The sequence below is a fragment of the Vibrio sp. 05-20-BW147 genome (assembly GCF_013369385.1).
Lineage (GTDB): Bacteria > Pseudomonadota > Gammaproteobacteria > Enterobacterales > Vibrionaceae > Vibrio > Vibrio floridensis.
Genome location: NZ_SZTO01000006.1, coordinates 1 through 15,951 on the forward strand (window position 1 = coordinate 1; position 15,951 = coordinate 15,951).

Consider the following 15,951-nt stretch of genomic DNA (forward strand, 5'->3'; position numbering starts at 1 on the left):
GCTGTCATTGCTGCTACGTTTGTATTTACATTCACTGCCATGATGAATTCTCCAATTGATTTTCCGATATTACGGTTTCCGACGTCTCGGAAAACCAAGTAGTTCTCTCAAAGTTACTTCTTTTAACGGCTCGGTTTGGAAATCCTTTAGGAAAAAAATGCGATTTTTTTGAAAAAAGTTTGTTTGAAGGGGGTTTCGTGATTAAAGCAGTAAAAAGTGTAAAAACATCAAAAATAGGACTAAAGATTTGAATGGTACTGTCGATAAGAGCGGTTCACTTTTTTCCAGCCCATTCCTGCTCACTTGCTCTCTTTTGTATCGCAAGCTCTGTGCCAGTCACTCCGGCGCTTATCCAAGCAAGGTCAACGCGAGATTCGGCCCTTTTTTCGCCTGCGCCAAAATGGAGGTACTGACTTGCTGTAGGATCTGTTGTTTGACCATGCGCGTGGTTTCCTTTGCATAGTCTGTATCTTGAATGCGACTGTTTGATGTCGCCAAGTTTTCGTGGATGTTGTCGAGGTTATTAATCGCATGGCTGAAGCGGTTTTGATATGCCCCAAGCTCAGCACGATGACTATCGACGTATTTCATCGCGGTATCAAGGACCGCCACTGCTTGTTGTGCGCCACCGACAGAAGTAATGTCGATATTATCCACTGCATCGTAACCTTTTAGTTGCAAACCTAGTTCACTGGCTAAGTCTCCTGAAAAAGATAACGTTCCTGAGGTTTCTTCGCCTGCCATAAACAACTGTAGCTGACCTTCTTCATTTACCGATGCCGTGACTTTGTCAGTCTGACCATTAATGTAGGTCGCAAGCTCTTCGATATCATCGCCGGCTTTCGCATTAATTTGGATCGTTTCCGTTTCACCAAAACGATTCGTGAATGACATGCTAAGCGCATTCGCCCCCTCTTTTACTTGCCAATCAGAATGGGCACGTCCGTTTGCAATGTAACTGAAGCCACCCATATCAATACCATCACTGCGCATCGACTTCAGTTGCACTTGTACCGCTTCACCTGACGCTGCCCCTATCTGAAAGGCAGCCGAGCCAAAGGAACCATTGAGCAATTTACGCCCACCGAACGAGGTGGTTTCTGCGATACGGTTCAACTCGTCATTTAACGCGGTCATTTCTTCTTGTAAGGCAATTCTTTCAGCATGGCTATTGGAACCATTGGCGGATTGCAATGAAAGATCACGCATCCTTTGGAGGATATTAGTGGTTTCATTCATTGCCCCTTCCGCAGTCTGCATAATGGAGATGCCATCATTGGCATTTCGCACCGCGATATCTAAACCACGCATTTGCGACTGAAGACGATTCGAAATTTGCAGCCCTGCCGCATCGTCTTTTGCACTATTAATACGCTTCCCTGAAGACAAACGCTCCAAGGATTGATTCAGCATGTCGGTTGCATTCGCCAGGTGTCGCTGAGCGACCAATGCAGAAACGTTGGTATTAACGGTGATGGCCATCTTTCCTCTCGATAAAGACGTTGCTTTGCCTTCTTTATCGACTAAAGATTGGATTGCTTTAGTTATTTAATGGAACAACAGTGAGGAAGTAGCAGAATGAGTGGAGTCAATTAAAAAGTGAGTTTTCAAGTCACGCCATCAACAAGTGAAGTGTTTTGGCGAGAAACAAAAATCCGAGTCGCTCAATGAACTCGGATTTCTTATAGTGTTGGCTAGCTTAATTCAAATGGCATGAGTAGAGAGCATAAGTGCTATCCACTCACATCAAGCGATGCGGTCTTTGTCCCACTGAGCCAATTTTTCCGCGCGCGCGGCTTCACGTGCTTCGCGTTTTTTACGCGCATCACAGGGCTCAGGGCAGTTACACACTTTTTCAATGCCAACAGCACCCAGACCGCCACAGCTTCCCTTCACCACCTTTTTCTGGAAGATGTAGCCTACTGCCATGGCGGCAATCACGGCGACAAACACACCAAAGGTAATTAGAAATGTACTCATATCAACAAACCTATATCACTTACTGATTCTTCAAATATGGCTTATACGCTTCAGAAGCGATTTCTGTAAAGCCATCATCTGTTTTCACGATCATTAGCACTGGGATGCTATTTTGATTAGCGATCTCAATGCCTTTTTCTTCACCCAACACCATTAGACCGGTTGCAAGACCATCTGCTGTCATCGAGGATTTGTCTAACACGGTGACAGAAACCACTCTATGGTTAATTGGCATGCCTGTTTCTGGGTTAATGATGTGAGAATAACGAATACCATCACGCTCAAAGTAGTTACGGTAATCACCGGAAGTCGCGATCGCCATATCACCCGGTTCGATAATATCTTGGATAGCGCGCTCTTCTACCGACGGCTTTTCAATCGCGATACGCCAAGGCACCCCTTCACGGTTAACCCCTTTTAAGCGAATTTCACCGCCGATTTCGACCATGTAGTTTTGTACGCCCTGAGATTGAATATAGTCTGCAACCACATCAACGCCCCAACCTTTCGCAATCGTCGACAGATCCACATAGAGGTTAGGCAAGGTTTTGATCAACGTGTTATCAACAACCGACAAATGCTCAATGCCGGTTTGCGCTTTACGTTCCGCTAAATCGTCAGCACTCGGCACAACATCACGACGCGCTTCAGGACCAAATCCCCACAAGTTAACCAAAGGTCCAACGGTGACATCCAATGCCCCCAAGGTCAAATGATTGAGACGAATCGCTTCCTTAACAACGGTGGCCGTTTGTTGAGAAACCGCAAACGGCGCAGAATCGCGAGACTGATTAAAACGGCTCAATTCAGAGGTTTTTCGGTACGTCGACATCTGATCGTTAACTTCTTCTAGCAAACGGTCGATCTCTTGCTGAAGTACGTCCGGCTTTGGTAAACCTTCTTGAGTGATGTATTTGATATTGTAAGTCGTGCCCATCGTTGGGCCGCTAAGATGTACCTGCTCTGCGGGCTTTTCGCAACCAGCAAGTACCAATAGAGAAGCGAAAGCAACAAGCCACTTTTTCACTTGTTAAACTCCTATTGTTATTAAATGGATATGGAAAATAGGTTCACGGTTAACGCACCGATTTTCTATGGCCATTTGGCGCACTATTCAAAAAAAGAAAAAAGAATAGCGAGGAAAAAAGAATGGCTGGCTCCTACGAGCCAGCCATAGTTTCAATGGGTTAGATGAAATTAACCACCGAAGTCATCCAGTAGGATGTTTTCATCTTCAACACCGAGATTTTTCAGCATGCCGATAACAGCCGCGTTCATCATCGGTGGACCACACATGTAGTATTCACAATCTTCTGGTGCATCGTGATCACGCAGATAGTTTTCGTAAAGCACATTGTGGATGAAGCCTGTGTAACCATCCCAGTTATCTTCTGGAAGCGGATCAGACAGTGCACAGTGCCATACGAAGTTATCATTCTCAGCCGCTAGGCCATCGAAGTCTTCTACGTAGAACATTTCACGCTTAGAACGCGCACCGTACCAGTAAGACATCTTACGCTTAGACTTCAAACGCTTCAGTTGGTCAAAGATATGAGAACGCATAGGAGCCATACCTGCACCACCACCGATGAAGACCATTTCTGCATCTGTATCTTTCGCGAAGAACTCACCAAATGGACCAGAAATCGTACACTTATCACCTTCTTTTAGTGACCAGATGTAAGAAGACATCTGACCCGGTGCTACGTCTGGGTTATTTGGCGGCGGAGTCGCGATACGTACGTTTAGCATGATGATGCCGAACTCTTCAGGGTAGTTCGCCATTGAGTATGCACGGATGATGTCTTCTTTTACGATAGACTCGTAACGGAACAGGTTAAACTTGTCCCAGTCACCGCGGTACTCTTCTGGTACGTCGAAATCTGCGTATTTCACGTGGTGAGCTGGTGCTTCAATCTGGATGTAACCACCAGCACGGAAAGGTACTGATTCGCCATCTGGAATTTGTAGCTTAAGCTCTTTAATGAATGTTGCTTTGTTATCGTTAGAGATAACCGTACATTCCCACTTTTTCACGCCGAAGATTTCTTCTGGTAGCTCGATGTCCATGTCTGTTTTCACAGCCACCTGACACGCTAGACGCTCACCTTCACGCGCTTCACCCTTAGTGATGTGATCCAACTCAGTTGGAAGGATATCACCACCACCGCTCTTCACTTTTACGCGACACTGACCACAAGAGCCACCGCCACCACAAGCAGAAGAAACGAATACACCTGAACCAGCTAACGCGCTTAGTAGCTTGCCACCTGGAGAAGTTACGATCGCCTTATCGGCGTCGCCGTTGATAGATATTGTAATGTCACCTGTTGGTACAAGCTTAGACTTAGCGAAAAGAATCACTAGTACTAGAGCCAGTATAATCAAGGTAAACATCACTACACCAAAAATAATAGTAGACATTAACTATTCCTTATTTGCTGCGGTTTACCCGACTTACAGTTGAACACCAGAGAAAGACATAAAGCCTAACGCCATCAAACCTACAGTGATAAAGGTAATGCCTAAACCACGTAGACCAGGAGGGACATCTGAGTACTTCATCTTCTCACGGATACCTGCAAGGGCAACAATCGCGAGCATCCAACCCACACCTGCACCGAAACCATAAACAACAGATTCAGCAAAGTTGTAGTCACGTTGTACCATGAAAGATACACCACCGAAGATCGCACAGTTTACTGTGATAAGCGGTAGGAAGATGCCTAGCGCGTTGTACAGAGGCGGAAAGAAACGGTCAAGAATCATCTCTAGAATCTGTACAAGTGCCGCAATTACACCGATAAAGGTGATGAAGTTTAGGAAGCTCAGATCCACGCCGTCGACGAGCGCGTTTTCCTTAAGTACTAAGTTGTAAACCAAGTTGTTCACTGGTACAGCAATAGTCAAAACAACCACTACTGCAACACCTAGACCGAAAGAGGTCTTCACTTTCTTAGATACCGCCAAGAAGGTACACATACCCAAGAAGAAAGACAGAGCCATGTTCTCGATGAAAATCGATTTAATTAACAGACTGATGTAATGTTCCATGTTGCCCTTACTCCTTCGCTTCTACTTGCTCTGGTTTGAACGTACGAATCGCCCAAATCATGAAGCCGATTAGGAAGAATGCAGATGGCGCTAGAAGCATCAGACCATTTGGCTGATACCAACCACCATTGTTTACTAGTGGTAGTACTTCCATACCAAACAACTTACCGCTACCGAATAGTTCACGGAAGAAGCCCACAGTAATAAGAACAAAACCATAGCCAAGACCGTTACCAATACCGTCGATCAGCGATGGAACTGGTGCAGATTTCATCGCGAACGCTTCTGCACGACCCATTACGATACAGTTAGTAATGATAAGACCTACGAATACCGATAGCTGTTTAGAGATATCGTACAAGTAAGCTTTCAAGATCTGGTCTACCACGATTACTAGAGATGCGATGATCGCCATTTGAACGATGATACGCACACTGTTAGGGATGTGGTTACGGATTACAGAAACAAAGAAGTTAGACAATGCAGTTACAAACGTTACCGCTAGTGTCATAACAAACGCTGTTTCTAGTTTGGTAGTTACTGCAAGCGCAGAACATACACCAAGAACTTGGAGCGCAATTGGGTTGTTATCCAATACTGGCGCAAGAATGCTCTTTTTAATGTTTTGTGCACTAGACATTAGTTCAGACCTCCATCACGCACTTTTGCTAGGAATGGACCAAAGCCCATATCTCCCAACCAGAAGTCGAATGTACCTTGAACACCATTACCCGTCAGTGTCGCACCTGATAGGCCATCGACACCGTGCTCAGAACCTACTGGCGCACCACCTTTCACTACCTTGATGGCTGGCTTGTGGTTTTCGTCAAACAGTTTCTTGCCTACGAACTGTGCACGCCAAGATGGGTTTTCAACTTCGCCACCTAATCCCGGAGTCTCACCCTGTTCATAGTAAGTAATGCCATTCACAGTGTTACCATCCGTTTGTACTGCAACAAATGCGTACATCATTGACCATAAACCAGTGCCATGTACTGGCAAAATCAACTGTTCGGTTTTACCTTCGTTCTTAACAAGGTAAACCACGCCAACATTTGCACGACGGATGATCTTAGCTTTGTCTTGTTCAGCGGTCAGCTTGATTGACTGAGCAGGATCTTTTGCTGCTGAACGCTGATCATATTTAGCTGCATTACCGTCAACGAAGTTGCCAGTATTGAGATCCACTAAACGTGGCTCAATGTACTCGCCGTAAAACTCTCTCACTTGAGCTGGCGTTGATGCTTCAATGCCGGCCACTTGAAGAATTTTTGTTTGCTTGTCTAGCACAGCGTTGTCTTGCTGCTTGCTACGCAAACCCACGGCTGCTGTTGATACTACGATTGAACAAACAAGGCTCAACCCGACAACAACACCCAGCGTCTTTTTAATGCTGTCATTACTTGCCATAGCGTGCTTGTCTCCGCTTGATGTTCTTCTCAACCACTAGATGGTCAAACAGTGGTGCAAACAGGTTCGCGAATAGAATCGCCAGCATCATACCTTCTGGGTATGCTGGGTTAACAACACGAATCATGACACACATTGCACCGATAAGAATGCCGTACCACCACTTACCTTTGTTGGTAAATGAAGCCGATACTGGGTCGGTTGCCATAAAGAACATACCGAATGCAAAACCACCTAAAACTAGGTGCCAGTGCCATGGCATGCTGAACATTGCGTTAGTATCAGAACCGATCACGTTGAACAATGTCGATACGACGATCATACCGATCATTACGCCGGCAATGATGCGCCAAGATGCGATTCGCATGTAAACGATCATTGCTGCACCGATCATCAATGCAAGCGTAGAAACTTCGCCGATTGAACCTGGGATGTTACCGATAAACGCGTCTAGCCACGTGATTGGCGCACCAGTCACTGTGTTTACTAGTGCACTGTTGCCGCCTTGAGCCCACTGGCTTAGCGCAGTTGCACCAGAGAAGCCGTCCGCTGCTGTCCACACTACGTCACCCGAGATTTGTGCTGGGTAAGCGAAGAATAGGAAAGCACGACCTGCTAACGCTGGGTTCAGGAAGTTACGACCAGTACCACCAAAGATCTCTTTAGCAACCACAACACCAAAGGTAATACCTAGCGCTGCTTGCCATAGAGGTAGCGTTGGAGGAACGATCAATGCGAAAAGGATCGAGGTTACGAAGAAACCTTCGTTAACTTCGTGCTTACGCACCATACAGAATAGCACTTCCCAGAAACCACCAACGAGGAATACCGTTGCGTAGATTGGTAGGAAGTAGGTTGCACCAAGCAACATCTTACTACCCCAGCTTGCGTCAGCAGAAATCGTTCCGCCCAGCATCTCGGTTAGCCAGTAGTGCCAGTTACCTGCAATGATTTGCGCCAGTTGATCACCAGCGTACATGTGGTTTAGAGCCGCGATCGCTTGGCCACCAGCGTTGTACATACCCCAGAACATTGCTGGGAACACTGCAAACCAAACCATGATCATGATGCGTTTTAGGTCAACGCTATCACGAACGTGTGAGCTCTTTTTCGTCACCAAACCTGGCGTGTAGAATAGCGTTGCCGCAGCTTCGTACAGAGCAAACCATTTTTCGTGTTTGCCGCCTGGTTCAAAGTGGTGTTCGATGTCTTCAAGAAACTTCTTAAGGCCCATGAAACTTACCCTTCCTTCTCAATTGTATTCAGGCAGTCACGCAGCAGTTGACCGTACTCGTATTTACCTGGGCATACAAAGGTACACAATGCTAGATCTTCTTCATCCAGTTCTAGCGCACCCAGTGCTTGAGCACTGTCAGTATCGCCTGCACATAGATCGCGAAGCAGCAGAGTCGGTTCCATATCAAGAGGCACTACACGCTCGTAGTTACCGATTGGAACCATTGCACGATCACTACCGTTTGTGGTGGTTGTCATATTGAACAACTGACCTTTAAACAGGTGACCAAGGAAAGAGCGGGTCACAGAGAACTTGTTCTTACCAGGCATTGCCCAACCAAACAAATCTTTGTCACGACCTTCACGCAGAACAGAAACCTGCAGGTGGTAACGACCCAAGTAAGCGTGAGGTCCCGTGGCATGAGTACCTGTTAGTACTGAACCAGAAATCACACGAACTTCACCTGGCATCATTTCACTGTCAGTTAACTCATCCAAGCTTGCACCCATAATGGTGCGAACTAGGCGTGGGTTATTCACAACAGGACCTGCCAGAGAAACAACACGGTCAGTGAATAGTTCACCGGTTAGGAACAACTGACCAAACGCGATCACGTCTTGGTAGTTAATGCTCCATGCCACGTTGTTTGCATTCACTGGGTAGAGGAAATGCATGTGGGTACCCGCTAGACCAGCAGGGTGTGGGCCGTCAAATACGTGCTCTTCCACATTAGATTGAGAAGAACGAGGTAAGCTCGTACCAGATTTACAAACGTAAACCTTCTCTTCTGTTAGGGCTGAAAGCACATCCAAACCAGCAACAAACGCTTCCGCTTGTTCATTGATGATCAACTCAGGCTTCGCTGCCAATGGATTGGTATCCATTGCGGTAACGAAAATCGCTTTAGTTGTCGATTCAATTGCTGGAACCTTGCTGAACGGACGAGTACGCAGAGCGGTCCAAAGGCCAGATTCAACCAACTGAGTTTTGATCACTTCGCGATCAAGACCTGCTAGTTGAGAGGCTTCAAACTTATCAAAGGTCACCTGCTCGTCGCCTGCCACTTCAATCACAACAGATTGAAGTACACGCTTCGCGCCACGATTCACTTCGATAACTTTACCACTCACTGGAGAAGTAAATTTCACGCCAAGGTTCTTTTTGTCTTCAAAAAGAACTTGGGCTTTCTTCACTTCATCACCAACGCGAACATGCATCGTAGGACGCATGCTAACGTACTCTTCGCCAAGCAAGGCGACTTTTGTGATGGATTTACCATCATTAATCACCTGGGAAGGAGCTCCTGCGATAGGAAGGTCCAAACCCTTCTTTATTGTAATCATACGCACTTGCACTACTTTTATCGGGAAAAAGATTCTTTATGATTGCGTAACTTTTAGACACGACATCAGTGTCCGGTTTTGGCGATGTTTTAAACGCCAAAATCGCAACATCCTATTAAAAATCACTTCACAGTTTAGTGAAGAGATTTATCAGGTGCGATAGTTTAGCATCTTTTCCAAACGCGATGCCATGACCAATAAACGCATTAGCCGTATTATTTGGAAAGAATTGATAGATATAGGCTAACTATTGTTCATAACTTTGACATGTCGCACAAATGGCCCAAAACCATCGTGCCAGATGAATAGGTGAAATTCATAGTTTGAAACATCCTATTCATTCCGTTCATTTGTTGAAACAGTGTTAACGCATTTCTTAACCAAATTTGTCACGCAATTTGTCGATTTTGTACACATAGAAAAAAAGATGGCTTGACCATCTTTTTGAATAGAACAACTGAAAATTTAACACTTCAGGTTATAAATCGCTCAATGACTGGTACCACCCATACACATAGGGCTATCTGGCGCGCCATCTCGCTGTAGTTTCCATTCCTGAACAGTATAGGTATGAATCGCCAAAGCGTGGATGTTATTTTCCAGTTCATTCGCTAAAGCTTGATTCACTAAACGATGTCTAGCGATCAATCTTTTACCTTCAAAAAGATCGCTCACCACAATCACTTTAAAGTGACTTTCCGAACCCGGTGGTACATTGTGCATGTAGCTTTCATTCACCACACTCAAGTGACTAGGTTCAAATGTATGGTGTAATTTTGTCTCTATGATTTCTTGAATCATATTCAAACCCTCTCTCTCACCAACTTAAAAAGTATAAGTCGAACTAATGCGAAATTTCATACATACACAAAAAACGAGCCTTCATTCTAACAATGTCTTAGGTGTTAGACGAAGATCCCTAAGTGTTTTTTGTTAGCTGTGCCTATCTTGTTTGCTATCCTTCTGCGAGAATATCGTTAAAACTCAATGAAAAAAATACCATTGCATGAAAACCGAACTCAATCTCTTTGACCGACAGCTTACCCTATTCAGATACCCAAACAACGCCAATGAAACCCTGCAAGCATGGGACGCAGGCGATGAATACTTGATCAATTATGTAGAAGAGTTGGCTTTAGACTCCCCACAGAATATTCTTATCCTGAACGATCACTTCGGTGCTCTTTCGTGCTGGTTTTCAGCTCAACACCAAGTCTCTATGATGAGCGATTCTTTTATTTCTCAACAAGGGACAAAAGAAAATTTACTACGAAATCAATGCCGTGAAGTAAAGCTACTGACCACACTAGACGCAATTCCAACAGAGACCAGTTTGGTGTTAATTCAGCTTCCCAAAAACAACCGTCATTTGACTTGGCAGTTAACTCAATTGCGGAAAACACTCTCACCAGACGTTCCAGTAGTCGCTGTTAATAAAGCCAAAGAAATTCATACCTCAACCCTCAAACTGCTTGAAAAGTATCTAGGGACCACAAAAACCTCCCTTGCTTGGAAAAAGCATCGTCTCGTTTTTTGCCAAGCAGACTGTGCGCAAATGAATGACATCAGCCCAGTGACTCGTTGGAATGTTGAAGAACACAAGATGACACTCAACAACTTGCCAAACGTCTATTCTGGTGAGAGTCTCGATTTGGGCGCGCGTTTTATGCTCGAGCACATCCCGCAAGATGATAACCTCAAGCACATTATCGATTTAGGCTGTGGTAACGGGGTGTTATCCGTCAAAGCCGCTCAGCTCAACCCGAAGGCGACATTAACCTTGGTGGATGAGAGCTATATGGCGGTTGAGTCCGCTCGCCTCAATTTACAAGAAAATGTCACAGCGCCATTGAATGCTGAGTACATTGCCAATAACTGCCTTGATGGATTTGAGCCAGATTGTGCCGATCTTGTGCTTTGCAATCCTCCGTTCCATCAACAGCAAGCCATAACGGATCATATTGCATGGCAAATGTTCTGCGATGCCAAGAAAGTACTGAGGAAACGGGGCAAGCTGCAGGTGATTGGTAATCGCCATTTGGGTTATGACGCCAAACTCAAACGCCTTTTTGGTGACAAGAATGTGAAATTAGTCGCTTCGAATAGTAAGTTTGTGATTTTACAGGCAACTAAATAGCCTGCTAGTTTTAATTAAAGACAATCTTCACTTTAATATACGTTTACGGTCAGCTTCTGCTGCTAGAAAAGGAATACACGATGAAAAAATTGGTTTTAGCTGCGTCTATCGCACTACTTTCTGCTTGTTCAGCCCCTCAACCAGAACAACTTAATCTTGCGCCAACCGCAACATTAAGCGCCAATCCTATGGTGCAGAACAAAACGTACAGCATGACCAGTAAAGATGTACGCGCAGCTCAATACGTCGCACTTATTGACAGTGGCCGTTCAAACATCCTGCCTTTGCATGCGAAGCAGAATATGCGAATCACATTAGAAACACTGCTACAGCAACAATTTGCCTCACAGGGCTACAAAGCCGATTTGAATAGCAACAATCTGATTAGCCTTGAAGTTCAGGAAGTGCTCGTCAATGTAAAACATTCTGTGATGGAAAACGAGATGGACGCGAAAGTGATTCTTGAAGTCACCGCAGAAACCCCGAAAGGCAAGCTAGTCAAAACCTATAACGGTGCAGCAAGCCGCAGCGGCATGTTAAGCGCCTCTGATCAAGAAGTTGAAAAGGTACTCAATGATGTGATCACTTTGGTGCTTGCTGAAATCGCCAATGATCAAGAATTGCAAGGTTACATGAAGGAACGTTTCTAATGATGAGAGTCATCTGCACAACATTAGTATTAACCAGCAGCCTCGCTATCGCGGGGCCTAAAGTCGAGTTTGAAACATCACTAGGCAATTTCACAGTCGAACTCAACGATGAAAAAGCGCCAATTACCGTCGAAAACTTCGTAAAATACGTAAAAGACGGCAGTTACGTTGGTTCGCAATTTCACCGTGTCATTCCAGGCTTTATGGCGCAAGGTGGTGGCTTTGACGAGAAAATGAATCGTTTACCGAGCTACGCACCAATCAAGAATGAAGCGAGTAATGGCCTAAAAAACGTGACGGGCTCTATCGCGATGGCAAGAACGCAAGATCCTAACTCTGCTACGCGCCAGTTTTTCATAAACTTCGCTGACAATGACTTCCTAGACTACAATCGCCAACCTCCGGGTTACGCGGTGTTCGGTCAAGTGACCAAGGGCTTCGAAGTCATCCAACAAATGGCGACAAAACCCACCAAAAGCCAAGGACAAATGAGAGATATTCCCGTGGAACCTATCGTAATCACTAAGGCCACACTGCTCCCATAAATATCCCCGCCCTTTGCAATACAAGGGGCGTATTCTACTAACTACAAGGATAGGTTATGTCTTCACCACAAACGCTTTCTTGGCGTGAAACGGTTCAGAGTTATCTTGATCGACGCTTGCTTTGGGTCTTTATGCTGGGCTGCTCCAGTGGTTTCCCTTGGGTACTGATCGGCTCTAATATGTCTGGTTGGCTCAAAGATGCCGGATTGACTCGTGCCGCCATCGGCTACTTTGGCAGTGTCTTTGCTGTGTACGCCATTAACTTTCTTTGGGCACCTTTGGTCGACCGAGTAAAGCTTCCTTTACTTCATCGCTCTTTGGGTCAACGCCGTAGTTGGATATTTCTCTGCCAATCCTTTGTACTGATTTGTACTTTGTTGATCGCGGGAGTCAATCCGGCCAACAATCTCATGCTGACGTCAGCACTTGCACTTGGCATCGCCATCGCTTCAGCAACACAGGATATCGCTATCGACGCTTTCCGTATCGATACCTTCCCGAAATCCGATTCATCCAAACTGCCACAAGCATCGGCGATGGCCGTTATTGGTTGGTGGACGGGTTACTCTTTACCGGGTTACCTCGCCTTTATCAACGCCGATTCAATCGGCTGGAACGGCGTGTATTACGGCATGGCTGCCATTGTGGCTTTGTTGATGATCTTTACGCTTCTCGTCGGTGAACCAACAACTCGACGCGAAGCATTGCAACAGGAAGCAGAAGCTCGCCACAATCAGCTCGTCGGATCTAAAGTTGTAGCCTGGTTAAGCGTCACCGTTATTGAGCCTTTCCTAGATTTCTTCAAGCGTAATGGCGTGCGTGTCGCATTGACCTTGTTGTTGTTTGTATTCCTATTTAAGATTGGCGAAGCGTTCTTAGGCCGAATGTCGATCACTTTCTATAAAGAAGTGGGCTTTAGCAATGAGCAAATTGGCTATTACTCTAAGTTGCTGGGTTGGGGTATCACCATCTTCTTTACGCTGGTCGGCAGCATGATCAACGTGAAATTTGGTATTGTCCGTGGTTTGATGATTGGTGGCATCGCTATGGCAGCCAGTAACTTGATGTTCGCTTGGATGGCGCAAGTCGGTCCGAATGAAAATCTGTTCTTGGCGACGCTGATTGTCGACAACTTTACTTCTGCATTTTCAACGGTTGCCTTTGTCTCATTCTTAACCATGGTGACCGGACAAGCCTTCTCGGCGACTCAGTACGCACTGCTGGCATCACTGGGTAACTTTGGACGCACAACCCTTGCTTCGTTCAGTGGCGAGCTGGTTGACTATTTGAACAATTGGTCTGTGTTCTTCGTCATCACCGCACTGATGGTTATCCCAAGCTTGATCATGCTCTATTCGCTGCGTCACTACTTCCATGATTTGCTTGAAAAAGCCAAGAAAGAATCGAGTGAAGAGCCTCAAGCGGCCGATGAAAGTGCCGATGTTCGCCAGAGTTAACGTGCCCCTTTAAGTCACAGGTAAACACTGAGTACGAAGCATAAAAAAGGCTTGCATATCGCAAGCCTTTCTATATTTGGCGTCCTAAACAGGAGTTACTCCATATCAACCCACTTCGTTAAGGATAGAGCCCCTTACCAAACAGGTTAAATATGCGCGCGACGCCTTGGGTAAAAATCATCGGTTCGGTCAACACTGTTAAACAAAGACAATCTTGGTTTTGCTCAGTGCGTGGGCTGTGTTTCACGCTGGCGTCCCTTTGCAAAAAGTCCCCCACACGATATTCACCATCTTCATCGCTAAAACAGCCATGTAAGACTAGCGTTGTCTCTATGCCTTTGTGTGTATGCTGAGGAATTTGCACACCTTCACAAATGTACATCAGGTTCACTCTCGCCTCTTCTCCAAAATCGAGCTGCGAGCTGAACACTTTTCCACCATAGCTACGCCACTCACTCATCAAATCAGCATAACGACATAGCGTCTGAGGCAGCATAAATCGCTTCCCTTTCACTTCGATGTAGCGCGGTTCATAAACATCATGAACGTCAGCTTTGCTCTCGCTTTGGATAATGTCATCAAACATGGCGTCGAATAGCGACAGCTCAAAAGATGACGCGCTAATCTCATCCGCACTCTGTGTCTCTGCCACGAACACGTCTGCATGCTGAGTTTCAAATCCAGCAACAAGATCACGGCAATTGGGGCAAACTTCTAAATGAGTGGCAATCGCCAAACCAGAAACTGCGTCAATATCGCCGCTGGCATAGGCTTGTAGTAATGCGTTATTTGGATGTGTACTCATAATTTGTCCGCCTGCATCGTGTGTCTAAGCTTTTCAACTGCCAATCTCAGTCTCGATTTCACTGTCCCCAACGGAATATCAAACATCTCCGCGACTTGCTGGTGAGGTAGATCTTCAATATAGACCGCTTGAAGAACCTCTCGCTGGGCTTTGGGAAGACAATCAAGAAAGCGCATCACCTGCTCTTTCAACATGTCCTGCTCTGGGGAATAGCGATCAACCATATCCAGTGGGTAGTAGTCGGAAGGCCAGATGTCATCAGCGTGGATGTGCAAATCTTTGCCTTTCTGCTTTCTCAGCAAATCGAAACACAAATTACGAATGATGGTATACACCCACGTCGACAACGCACTCTTTTCCCCATCAAAAAGATGCGCTTTATGCCAAACGGTCGTCATTGTCTCCTGAACCATCTCGAGCGCAACTTGTTCGTTACCGACGTGCTTATAGGCAAATTGCTTCAACTTCGGTGCAAAGTGTTTAAACACTGTCGCAAACGCCAGCTTGTCTTTTTGTTTGACCCGTTCCATGCAGTCTGTCCAATCTTGCTTGGACATCGAACTCGGACCATCAGGCATATCACTCTGCATACCCTTTCCTTTTAAAAAACGACCCTTTCTCACATCTACGTAAACAGTATCTAATCAGATCACTATTAGAAGAGATTTGTTACCTCACTCCAATCATTTCTAGTGCCCTTTTAGTTCAGTTTAGCCTTTTCATCACGCGCAGCATTCTCTACAACCTCTGATAAAAAGTGCATCGCTGTGTGGCAATTCTCTGTCCCCGCCAAATGATCGAACTGCTCAACTGAGAGTGGTAATATTTCTAACCAACGCCTTGCCACCCAATTAGCATCTTGATAGAAGCACTCATTGTAGAGTTCGCCAAGCTGCGGGAAAGAGTGATGCACCTCTTGCAGTTGCTCACCAACAAAACGTTGTGGTGCGGATAAACGCTCTTGAGGCCAATTTTCAAGAAAGTTTACTGTAGCAATACGTAACCCATCTTGCTCAATACGAATCGACTCGCTCATGAAACGCCGTAATCCGAGTACCGTGATACCGAGTAGGCCATCTGGCAAAGCATCAAAATCGACAATCTTCACTTCTGTACCCAAAGACGATAATTGACTCTTTCTTTGGCTGTTGTCGACAAGGCACATGCCGAAGCTCACATTGTGTTCACAACACCATTTGACCATCCGTTGATATCTAGGCTCAAAAATGCGTAATTTCATTTTTCCGTCCGGGAGCACCGTTGAGCTTAGAGGAAAAAGCATTAGCTCACTCATAATTCCTCCGTTCAAAATTCACGCTAGTTTGTACGCGCA

17 protein-coding genes are annotated in these 15,951 nt (G+C 45.6%); 4 read left to right on the forward strand and 13 right to left on the reverse strand.

All coding sequences use genetic code 11. From position 1 onward, the window contains the following. Nucleotides 1-348: 348 nt before the first annotated feature. The 10 genes from FC652_RS06285 to FC652_RS06330 form a co-directional block, all read right to left on the reverse strand. Entirely contained in the window at nucleotides 349-1,482 is a 1,134-nt protein-coding gene (locus tag FC652_RS06285; protein WP_176297927.1) for a flagellin, read from the reverse strand. 264 nt (nucleotides 1,483-1,746) lie between these two features. After that, nucleotides 1,747-1,980, reverse strand: coding sequence for a (Na+)-NQR maturation NqrM (nqrM, locus tag FC652_RS06290; RefSeq protein WP_011079734.1), 234 nt, complete (start codon nucleotides 1,978-1,980; stop codon nucleotides 1,747-1,749). A gap of 19 nt (nucleotides 1,981-1,999) precedes the next feature. After that, a complete protein-coding gene (locus tag FC652_RS06295) occupies nucleotides 2,000-3,007 on the reverse strand; it encodes an FAD:protein FMN transferase (protein WP_176297928.1) in 1,008 nt (335 codons plus the stop codon). A gap of 170 nt (nucleotides 3,008-3,177) precedes the next feature. Beyond that, on the reverse strand, nucleotides 3,178-4,404 hold the full coding sequence (gene nqrF / locus FC652_RS06300; protein ID WP_080536559.1) for an NADH:ubiquinone reductase (Na(+)-transporting) subunit F: 1,227 nt from the start codon (nucleotides 4,402-4,404) through the stop codon (nucleotides 3,178-3,180). 33 nt (nucleotides 4,405-4,437) lie between these two features. Then, nucleotides 4,438-5,034: an NADH:ubiquinone reductase (Na(+)-transporting) subunit E gene (nqrE, locus tag FC652_RS06305; protein ID WP_039469569.1), complete on the reverse strand. Its 597-nt coding sequence runs from the start codon at nucleotides 5,032-5,034 to the stop codon at nucleotides 4,438-4,440. Nucleotides 5,035-5,041: 7 nt separating this feature from the next. Continuing rightward, nucleotides 5,042-5,674, reverse strand: coding sequence for an NADH:ubiquinone reductase (Na(+)-transporting) subunit D (locus FC652_RS06310; protein ID WP_011150983.1), 633 nt, complete (start codon nucleotides 5,672-5,674; stop codon nucleotides 5,042-5,044). Beyond that, on the reverse strand, nucleotides 5,674-6,444 hold the full coding sequence (locus FC652_RS06315) for a Na(+)-translocating NADH-quinone reductase subunit C (protein WP_039469568.1): 771 nt from the start codon (nucleotides 6,442-6,444) through the stop codon (nucleotides 5,674-5,676). The genes FC652_RS06310 and FC652_RS06315 overlap by 1 nt, the downstream gene beginning before the upstream one ends. Further along, nucleotides 6,434-7,678 (reverse strand): NADH:ubiquinone reductase (Na(+)-transporting) subunit B, encoded by a 1,245-nt coding sequence (locus tag FC652_RS06320; RefSeq protein WP_080609201.1) that lies wholly within the window; start codon nucleotides 7,676-7,678, stop codon nucleotides 6,434-6,436. Before FC652_RS06320 ends, FC652_RS06315 begins: the two co-directional genes overlap by 11 nt. A gap of 5 nt (nucleotides 7,679-7,683) precedes the next feature. Then, complete coding sequence (locus tag FC652_RS06325; protein WP_176297929.1) at nucleotides 7,684-9,024, reverse strand: Na(+)-translocating NADH-quinone reductase subunit A; 1,341 nt, start codon at nucleotides 9,022-9,024, stop codon at nucleotides 7,684-7,686. A 489-nt stretch (nucleotides 9,025-9,513) separates the two neighbouring features. Next, the gene (locus tag FC652_RS06330; protein WP_176297930.1) at nucleotides 9,514-9,825 is read right to left on the reverse strand and encodes a BolA/IbaG family iron-sulfur metabolism protein; all 312 of its coding nucleotides are present in this window, start codon (nucleotides 9,823-9,825) and stop codon (nucleotides 9,514-9,516) included. 205 nt (nucleotides 9,826-10,030) lie between these two features. Here FC652_RS06330 and FC652_RS06335 point away from each other — a divergent pair, with 205 nt between their 5' ends. From FC652_RS06335 to FC652_RS06350, 4 genes are all read left to right on the forward strand, one after another. Then, nucleotides 10,031-11,161 carry a methyltransferase gene (locus FC652_RS06335; protein ID WP_176297931.1) on the forward strand — a complete coding sequence of 377 codons (1,131 nt, stop codon included), beginning with the start codon at nucleotides 10,031-10,033 and terminating at the stop codon, nucleotides 11,159-11,161. Between the two features lie 80 nt (nucleotides 11,162-11,241). After that, a complete protein-coding gene (locus FC652_RS06340; RefSeq protein ID WP_176297932.1) occupies nucleotides 11,242-11,811 on the forward strand; it encodes a YajG family lipoprotein in 570 nt (189 codons plus the stop codon). Then, nucleotides 11,811-12,356: a peptidylprolyl isomerase gene (locus tag FC652_RS06345; RefSeq protein WP_176297933.1), complete on the forward strand. Its 546-nt coding sequence runs from the start codon at nucleotides 11,811-11,813 to the stop codon at nucleotides 12,354-12,356. The genes FC652_RS06340 and FC652_RS06345 overlap by 1 nt, the downstream gene beginning before the upstream one ends. A 56-nt stretch (nucleotides 12,357-12,412) precedes the next feature. Continuing rightward, complete coding sequence (locus tag FC652_RS06350) at nucleotides 12,413-13,813, forward strand: MFS transporter (protein ID WP_176297934.1); 1,401 nt, start codon at nucleotides 12,413-12,415, stop codon at nucleotides 13,811-13,813. Nucleotides 13,814-13,931: 118 nt separating this feature from the next. Here the strand turns inward: FC652_RS06350 and FC652_RS06355 are convergent, their stop codons facing one another. From FC652_RS06355 to FC652_RS06365, 3 genes are all read right to left on the reverse strand, one after another. Further along, the gene (locus FC652_RS06355) at nucleotides 13,932-14,618 is read right to left on the reverse strand and encodes a ChrR family anti-sigma-E factor (RefSeq protein ID WP_176297935.1); all 687 of its coding nucleotides are present in this window, start codon (nucleotides 14,616-14,618) and stop codon (nucleotides 13,932-13,934) included. Further along, complete coding sequence (locus FC652_RS06360) at nucleotides 14,615-15,208, reverse strand: RNA polymerase sigma factor (protein ID WP_176297936.1); 594 nt, start codon at nucleotides 15,206-15,208, stop codon at nucleotides 14,615-14,617. Before FC652_RS06360 ends, FC652_RS06355 begins: the two co-directional genes overlap by 4 nt. Before the next feature lie 110 nt (nucleotides 15,209-15,318). Beyond that, entirely contained in the window at nucleotides 15,319-15,912 is a 594-nt protein-coding gene (locus FC652_RS06365; RefSeq protein WP_176297937.1) for an LON peptidase substrate-binding domain-containing protein, read from the reverse strand. Between the last annotated feature and the right edge of the window lie 39 nt (nucleotides 15,913-15,951).

Bases quoted from the DNA above. Each gene is read 5' to 3' on its own strand.
- FC652_RS06285 (WP_176297927.1), bottom strand. From the start codon at position 1,482: ATGGCCATCACCGTTAATACCAACGTTTCTGCATTGGTCGCTCAGCGA.
- nqrM (WP_011079734.1), bottom strand. From the start codon at position 1,980: ATGAGTACATTTCTAATTACCTTTGGTGTGTTTGTCGCCGTGATTGCC.
- nqrF (WP_080536559.1), bottom strand. From the start codon at position 4,404: ATGTCTACTATTATTTTTGGTGTAGTGATGTTTACCTTGATTATACTG.
- nqrE (WP_039469569.1), bottom strand. From the start codon at position 5,034: ATGGAACATTACATCAGTCTGTTAATTAAATCGATTTTCATCGAGAAC.
- FC652_RS06310 (WP_011150983.1), bottom strand. From the start codon at position 5,674: ATGTCTAGTGCACAAAACATTAAAAAGAGCATTCTTGCGCCAGTATTG.
- FC652_RS06315 (WP_039469568.1), bottom strand. From the start codon at position 6,444: ATGGCAAGTAATGACAGCATTAAAAAGACGCTGGGTGTTGTTGTCGGG.
- FC652_RS06320 (WP_080609201.1), bottom strand. From the start codon at position 7,678: ATGGGCCTTAAGAAGTTTCTTGAAGACATCGAACACCACTTTGAACCA.
- FC652_RS06325 (WP_176297929.1), bottom strand. From the start codon at position 9,024: ATGATTACAATAAAGAAGGGTTTGGACCTTCCTATCGCAGGAGCTCCT.
- FC652_RS06330 (WP_176297930.1), bottom strand. From the start codon at position 9,825: ATGATTCAAGAAATCATAGAGACAAAATTACACCATACATTTGAACCT.
- FC652_RS06335 (WP_176297931.1), top strand. From the start codon at position 10,031: ATGAAAACCGAACTCAATCTCTTTGACCGACAGCTTACCCTATTCAGA.
- FC652_RS06340 (WP_176297932.1), top strand. From the start codon at position 11,242: ATGAAAAAATTGGTTTTAGCTGCGTCTATCGCACTACTTTCTGCTTGT.
- FC652_RS06345 (WP_176297933.1), top strand. From the start codon at position 11,811: ATGATGAGAGTCATCTGCACAACATTAGTATTAACCAGCAGCCTCGCT.
- FC652_RS06350 (WP_176297934.1), top strand. From the start codon at position 12,413: ATGTCTTCACCACAAACGCTTTCTTGGCGTGAAACGGTTCAGAGTTAT.
- FC652_RS06355 (WP_176297935.1), bottom strand. From the start codon at position 14,618: ATGAGTACACATCCAAATAACGCATTACTACAAGCCTATGCCAGCGGC.
- FC652_RS06360 (WP_176297936.1), bottom strand. From the start codon at position 15,208: ATGCAGAGTGATATGCCTGATGGTCCGAGTTCGATGTCCAAGCAAGAT.
- FC652_RS06365 (WP_176297937.1), bottom strand. From the start codon at position 15,912: ATGAGTGAGCTAATGCTTTTTCCTCTAAGCTCAACGGTGCTCCCGGAC.